Origin of the sequence: Limnohabitans sp., from assembly GCF_044361985.1 — a bacterium.
Lineage (GTDB): Bacteria > Pseudomonadota > Gammaproteobacteria > Burkholderiales > Burkholderiaceae_C > Limnohabitans_A.
The window spans coordinates 1-5736 of the sequence record NZ_JBIKHV010000124.1; the positions used below are offsets into that span (position 1 = coordinate 1).

The 5736-nt window shown below is 58.6% G+C and carries 6 protein-coding genes; 5 read left to right on the forward strand and 1 reads right to left on the reverse strand.

All coding sequences use genetic code 11. The annotated features are described in order from the left end of the window. The 3 genes from ACIQ3A_RS13510 to ACIQ3A_RS13520 form a co-directional block, all read left to right on the forward strand. The coding region (locus ACIQ3A_RS13510; RefSeq protein ID WP_396432247.1) for an ABC transporter permease at window positions 1-1403 on the forward strand (1403 nt) is incomplete at its 5' end. A gap of 36 nt (window positions 1404-1439) precedes the next feature. Beyond that, a complete protein-coding gene (locus ACIQ3A_RS13515) occupies window positions 1440-1844 on the forward strand; it encodes a group II truncated hemoglobin (RefSeq protein ID WP_396432248.1) in 405 nt (134 codons plus the stop codon). 57 nt (window positions 1845-1901) lie between these two features. After that, window positions 1902-2540, forward strand: coding sequence for a Smr/MutS family protein (locus ACIQ3A_RS13520; RefSeq protein WP_396432249.1), 639 nt, complete (start codon window positions 1902-1904; stop codon window positions 2538-2540). Between the two features lie 55 nt (window positions 2541-2595). Here ACIQ3A_RS13520 and ACIQ3A_RS13525 read toward each other — a convergent pair whose 3' ends face one another. Beyond that, window positions 2596-3423 (reverse strand): symmetrical bis(5'-nucleosyl)-tetraphosphatase, encoded by an 828-nt coding sequence (locus ACIQ3A_RS13525; RefSeq protein WP_396432250.1) that lies wholly within the window; start codon window positions 3421-3423, stop codon window positions 2596-2598. An 85-nt stretch (window positions 3424-3508) separates the two neighbouring features. Here ACIQ3A_RS13525 and ACIQ3A_RS13530 point away from each other — a divergent pair, with 85 nt between their 5' ends. Both ACIQ3A_RS13530 and ACIQ3A_RS13535 read left to right on the forward strand, forming a co-directional pair. Further along, complete coding sequence (locus ACIQ3A_RS13530) at window positions 3509-4801, forward strand: hemolysin family protein (protein WP_396432251.1); 1293 nt, start codon at window positions 3509-3511, stop codon at window positions 4799-4801. A gap of 274 nt (window positions 4802-5075) precedes the next feature. Then, a complete protein-coding gene (locus ACIQ3A_RS13535; RefSeq protein WP_396432252.1) occupies window positions 5076-5378 on the forward strand; it encodes an H-NS family nucleoid-associated regulatory protein in 303 nt (100 codons plus the stop codon). The last annotated feature ends 358 nt before the right edge of the window (window positions 5379-5736 follow it).

A 5736-nucleotide genomic window follows, 5' to 3' on the forward strand; every position in this document is an offset into this window, starting at 1 on the left:
TTGGCTTGCCGCCTGTGCTGCAGTTGGCACAGGTGCCGCCTTTGCGCGTCATTCGGCGTGACCTGGGCAACTTGCAAGTGCGCTCAGGCCTGGTGTTGTTCATGGGTTTGGTGGGCTTTGCCCTGACCCTGCTGATGGTGAGTCGCAACCTGACTTTGGGCCTGATCACCGTGGGGGGCTTTGCACTGGCCTTGCTGGTGTTTGCCGGTCTGGCCGCCGCTGCCCTGTGGTTGCTCAGGCGCACCATTCCGGGCGAGCAAGCGCCGCGCTGGTTGCGGCTGGCCACGCGCCAGGTGGCCGCTCGCCCCGTGTTTGCCGTGGTCCAGGTGAGTGCTTTGTCGGTGGGTTTGTTGGCGCTGGCCTTGCTGGTGCTGCTGCGCACGGACCTGATTGCCAGCTGGCGCCAGTCCACACCGGCCAATGCACCCGACCGATTTGTCATCAACGTACAACCCGAGCAGGCCACTGACTTTTTGGGGCAATTGCAAAAGGCCGGTGTGCAGTCGCCTGACTGGTTTCCCATGATCCGGGGCCGCCTGGTGGCCATCAATGGCCGTGAAATCGGTCCAGCCGACTTCGAGGCTGACCGTGCGAAACGGCTCATTGACCGTGAAATCAACCTGTCTCATTCGGCCATCCTGCCTGAGCACAATCCGTTGACAGCAGGTCGCTGGGTGGCTGAAGAGGCCGATGGTGTGAGCGTCGAACAAGGGATTGCCGATACTTTGGGGCTCAAGCTGGGCGACCAATTGCGGTTTGACATCGCAGGCCAGGCCCGGGAAGCCCGCATCACCAGTTTGCGCAAGGTGGACTGGACCTCCATGCGCGCCAACTTCTTCATGATGTTCCCGGTTTCACAAATGCCGGATTTGCCCATGACCTACATGGCCGCCTTCCGTTCACCTGCGGGTCAACCTGGCTTTGAGAACGCGCTGGTCAACCAGTTCCCCAACATCACCAGTGTCGACATGCGCAGCACGCTGGCCCAAGTACAGCGCGTCATGGACCAAGTCATCCGTGCGGTTGAATACCTGTTTGCCTTCACGCTGGCTGCTGGCCTGATGGTGCTCTTGGCCGCCGTGGGCGCCAGCCGCCAGGCACGTGAACGCGAATACGCCATCATGCGGGCGCTGGGGGCAGGGCGCTCTTTGCTGGCCCAGGTACAGCGTACCGAGTTGCTGGGTTTGGGCTGGCTGGCCGGGTTCATGGCCAGCAGCATGGCCTTGGTGGTGGGTTGGGCATTGGCCCGCTTCGCTTTTGAGTTTGCCTGGCAGCCACCGCTTTGGGCCCCCCTGGCCGGAGGCGGGTTGGGGGCCTTGCTCGCTTGGACTGCTGGCAGCCTGAGCCTGTCCGGTGTGTTGCGTCAACCCGTGATGCAAACCTTGCGGCAAGCCGCCGAGTGACGCCCCTGAACACCCTCGAAGTGAGCCTGTCATACGATGCAAATTGAAGAAGAATCCCCGATCAAAAGCCCGTTTGAGTGGATGGGTGGAGAAACCCGCGTTAAGGCACTGGCCGAGCGTTTTTACGACCTCATGGATCTGGAGCCCGGCTACAAAGCCTTGCGCGCGGCGCACGGCAGCACCTTGCAGGATGCGCGCGACAAGCTGTTCTGGTTTTTGTGCGGCTGGTTGGGTGGCCCTGAGCATTACACCGAACGCTTTGGCCATCCTCGCCTTCGCATGCGCCACATGCCCTTCTCAATTGGTATTCTCGAGCGAGACCAATGGCTGGCCTGCATGGACCAGGCCATGCAGGAAACCCAGGTTGACCCAGTGCTGCGTGAACGCTTGAACGCCAGCTTCTTGAAAACCGCCGACTGGATGCGCAACCGAGGTGGCTGAACAAAATGCTCGCCTTGTGCTGCACCAGGCAAAGTCCTTTTGTGGCACGATCCCAGGGTGAAAATCAATACCCTGCAAGACCTCAAGAAGGTCCAGAAAAAATTGGCCGAGGCCCATGAAAAAGCGCGCGCCGAGGAGGCTGCCCGCTTAGCAGCGGCTCGCCAGCGGGAAGCCGAGGCCCACCTGTTTGCACGTGCGGTCGGCATCGTGCAGCGCATGCCCCTGCATGGCCTGGCCCGCATCAGCCCACCAGCTCCTGCACCCGTGGCGGCGCAGCGCCAAAAAGACGAAGAAGCCGTCTTGCGTGATGCCCTGAGTGATGGGTTTGACGTGAGCAGTTTGCTCGAAACGGACGATGCCTTGAGTTTTCGGCGCCCTGGCATCGGCATCGATGTGACCCAAAAATTGCGCAAAGGCAGTTGGTCTATCCAGCGCGAAATCGACCTGCACGGCTTGCGCAGTGACGAAGCCCGCGTGGCTCTGGCTGAATTCATCCGCCTGGCCCACCGGCAGGGTCTGCGCTGCCTGCGCGTGGTGCATGGCAAAGGTCTGGGTTCCCCCGGCAAAACACCGGTGCTTAAATCCAAGGTGCACAGCTGGCTGATTCAAAAAAACCAGGTCATGGCCTTTGTCCAAGCCAAACCCGCAGAAGGCGGTGCTGGGGCCCTCGTGGTGCTGTTGAAACCCGGTCACTGAAGCTTGCGCTCAGGATTTCATCGACGCCTACCCCAATGTTTGACGGGCATGGCATTCACCCCGGTTTCTGCGCCGGCTCGCACTTCACCTGAATCAACTCGCCCAGCCCATCCGTGCCCAGACGCATGGCGCTCAGGCAGCCACCCCAGACACAACCGGTGTCCAGCGCCCAGACATCACTTCGCTGAAGTTTCCCCAAGGTGGACCAATGGCCAAAGGCCACCGTCACGTCGGACGTTTTGCGCCCTGGCACATCAAACCAGGGCATGAAACCTGCTGGTGCCGCATCGGCACCCTCTTTGGCTGCGAACTCCATCAGCCCATCGGCAGTACAAAAGCGCAAGCGTGTCAAGGCATTCACCACCACGCGCAAGCGTGCTACCCCTGTCAAGTCATCACGCCAGCTTGCTGGCTCGTTGCCATACATTTGGTGTAAAAAATCAACCAGATCGGGCCCGCGCAGCACCGACTCCAACTCGGCGGCCAAGGCCAAAGTTTGCGTGACAGACCAGGACGGCAACACCCCCGCATGCACCATCAGCACACCGTGGTCCCAGATGGCCATGCGCTGGTGTCTCAGCCAATGCAGCAGGGCGGGGCGGTCGCTGGCGTTCAAAACGCCGTCCAGCGTGTCCATCGGTTTGAGTCGCCCAGCTCCGGCGGCCACGGCCAGCAAATGCAGATCGTGGTTGCCCAGCACACATTGCACCGAACCCCCCAGGGCCATCAATCGGCGCAACACCTCGGTCGATGCTGGTCCGCGGTTCACCAGGTCGCCCAAGACAAACAAAGTATCACGGCTGGGTGAAAAACCCAGCGTGTCCAGCAGTTGAGCCAAAGGCTCGTCGCAGCCCTGAATATCTCCAACCCAATAAACAGCCATAAGTACCTCTTGGCTGGATTGTCCCAAATTGCCCTGCGAGCACAAATGCCAAGCGCCATTGCCCACTCTTGGCACAATGGCGGCTATGGATTTTTTACTGATTGCGTTCTTGACCCTGCTCAACGGGGTGTTTGCCATGTCCGAGTTGGCATTGGCCTCTAGCCGCAAGGCCCGCCTGGCTGCCATGGAAGAGGCCGGTGACAAAGGTGCCCAAGCCGCGCTCAAACTGCTGGAAGAACCGACCCAGTTTTTGTCGACTGTGCAAGTGGGCATCACCTCGATTGGCGTGCTCAACGGCATCGTGGGTGAAGCCGCTTTCAGTGCCAGACTGGCAACGCAATTGGTTGAGTGGGGCCTGACCGAAGCCGCCGCTGGCATCTCGGCCACCGCCATTGTCGTCACCCTCATCACCTTTATCACCATCATCTTTGGCGAACTGGTGCCCAAGCGCATCGGCCAGCTGTACCCTGAAGCTGTCGCCCGTCTGGTCGCCCGCCCCATGGCCTGGCTGGCCAAAGCCGCGGGTCCATTTGTCAAACTGCTTTCCTTGTGCACCCAAGGCATGCTCAAACTCATGCGCATCGACAGCAAGGGCAGCCGTGCCGTGACCGAAGAGGAAATCACGGCCAGCCTGGTCGAAGGCGTCGACGCTGGACTGATCGAAGAGCACGAGCACCAAATGGTGCGCAATGTGTTCCACCTTGACGACCGGGCCCTCACGTCCATGATGACGCCCCGCAGCGACATCCAGTGGCTGGAAGCGAGTCTTACCCCGCAACAAGCCATGGACCGCATCAACCAGATGCGCGATGAGGGCAACCACTCTTGGTACCCCGTTTGCCGGGATGGGTTGGGCCACATCATCGGCGTCATCAGCCTTTCGCACTTGCTGGCGCTGCCGCACAGCGACGAGCGAAGCCTTGAACACCATGCCCAAACCGCCCACTTTGTGCCCGAGACCCTGACGGGCATGGAACTGCTGGAGCAAATGCGCGACCAGTCCAGTCGCATGCTGTTTGTGGTGGACGAATATGGCGAAGTGCAGGGCCTACTGACGCCGCTCGATCTGCTGGAGGCCATCACCGGAGAGCTCAAGCCCGGCACCCAGTCAGACGCCTGGGCGACCCAAAACGAGGATGGCAGCTGGTTACTGGACGGCATCATGCCGGTCAACGAACTCAAAGCGCGCCTGGACATCAAGGAATTGCCGGCAGAAGACAAAAATCGCTACAACACGCTGGCGGGTCTTCTGATGTACGCGCTGGGCCAATTGCCCGCCTTAGGCCAAGTGATCGAAATCGCCCATTGGCGATTTCAAGTGGTCACTCTTGAGGGCCGCCGGATCGAGAAGGTCTCTGCCTCACAAAAGGCCGCTTGAAGTTCGCCATGAGCTGGCCGGCTTTTCTGATTTATATTTGCAGCAGCTGTTCTGCCCGCATTCACGTGTCGATTGGCGATGCGTAAACATCGTGGTTTCTGCTAAAGTTTTAATCGTTCAATTATAAATTCCAGGTGCGTTCATTGAGATTTAAATAATCATTGATCCACCCATGCCTGCCTTCATTTAAAAATACGATCTGTATCTAAAAAATTGGATATTCACCCATAACATGGTGTATATTCAAGGCTCTTTATTTTTAATGGGATTTAACATGACTACCAGCTACAAAGAATTATTGGCCCAACGCGAAGCACTGGAGCAAGCCATTGCCCATGCCCGTCAAAATGAAATTTCAAGCGCCCTCGGAAAAGTGCGTGAACTGGTGGCTGAATACGGTCTGACCTTGCAAGACATTTTCCCAGGCCGTGGTGTCAAATCAGGCGCCACTAAACCTGTCAGTAAAGTCGCAGCCAAATACCGTGATCCTGCCACGGGCCAAACCTGGACAGGCCGTGGCAAAGCCCCAAAATGGATTGATGGCAAAGACCGCGCTGCATTTGTCATCGCGGCCTGAATGGACGCAGTTACTTTGTGATTGCAAAGCGCTTTCACAAAGCAAACGGGTCAGCAGCGATTAAGTTTGCCAACTAGACGGCTTGTCCCGGTGAATCCATCAAACTCCGCGCAAGCGGAGTTTTTTTTGTCATCGCCTTGCAGGGGGCAAACTCGGCAATTCGCACTCCACTTAAAATCAGTCATATCCTTGGCTGAGCCATGAACTGCATGACACCTCCCCTAAAAGACGGTGATCGCCCATTGAGCGAAACCACCCCATCAGACCGCTGGTATTTGGCTTACACCAAACCCCGGCAAGAGCCAATCGCGCTGGTGAACCTGGAGCAGCAGGCCTTCGAGGCTTATTTGCCGCGCTA

Bases quoted from the DNA above. Each gene is read 5' to 3' on its own strand.
- ACIQ3A_RS13515 (WP_396432248.1), top strand. From the start codon at position 1,440: ATGCAAATTGAAGAAGAATCCCCGATCAAAAGCCCGTTTGAGTGGATG.
- ACIQ3A_RS13525 (WP_396432250.1), bottom strand. From the start codon at position 3,423: ATGGCTGTTTATTGGGTTGGAGATATTCAGGGCTGCGACGAGCCTTTG.
- ACIQ3A_RS13530 (WP_396432251.1), top strand. From the start codon at position 3,509: ATGGATTTTTTACTGATTGCGTTCTTGACCCTGCTCAACGGGGTGTTT.
- ACIQ3A_RS13535 (WP_396432252.1), top strand. From the start codon at position 5,076: ATGACTACCAGCTACAAAGAATTATTGGCCCAACGCGAAGCACTGGAG.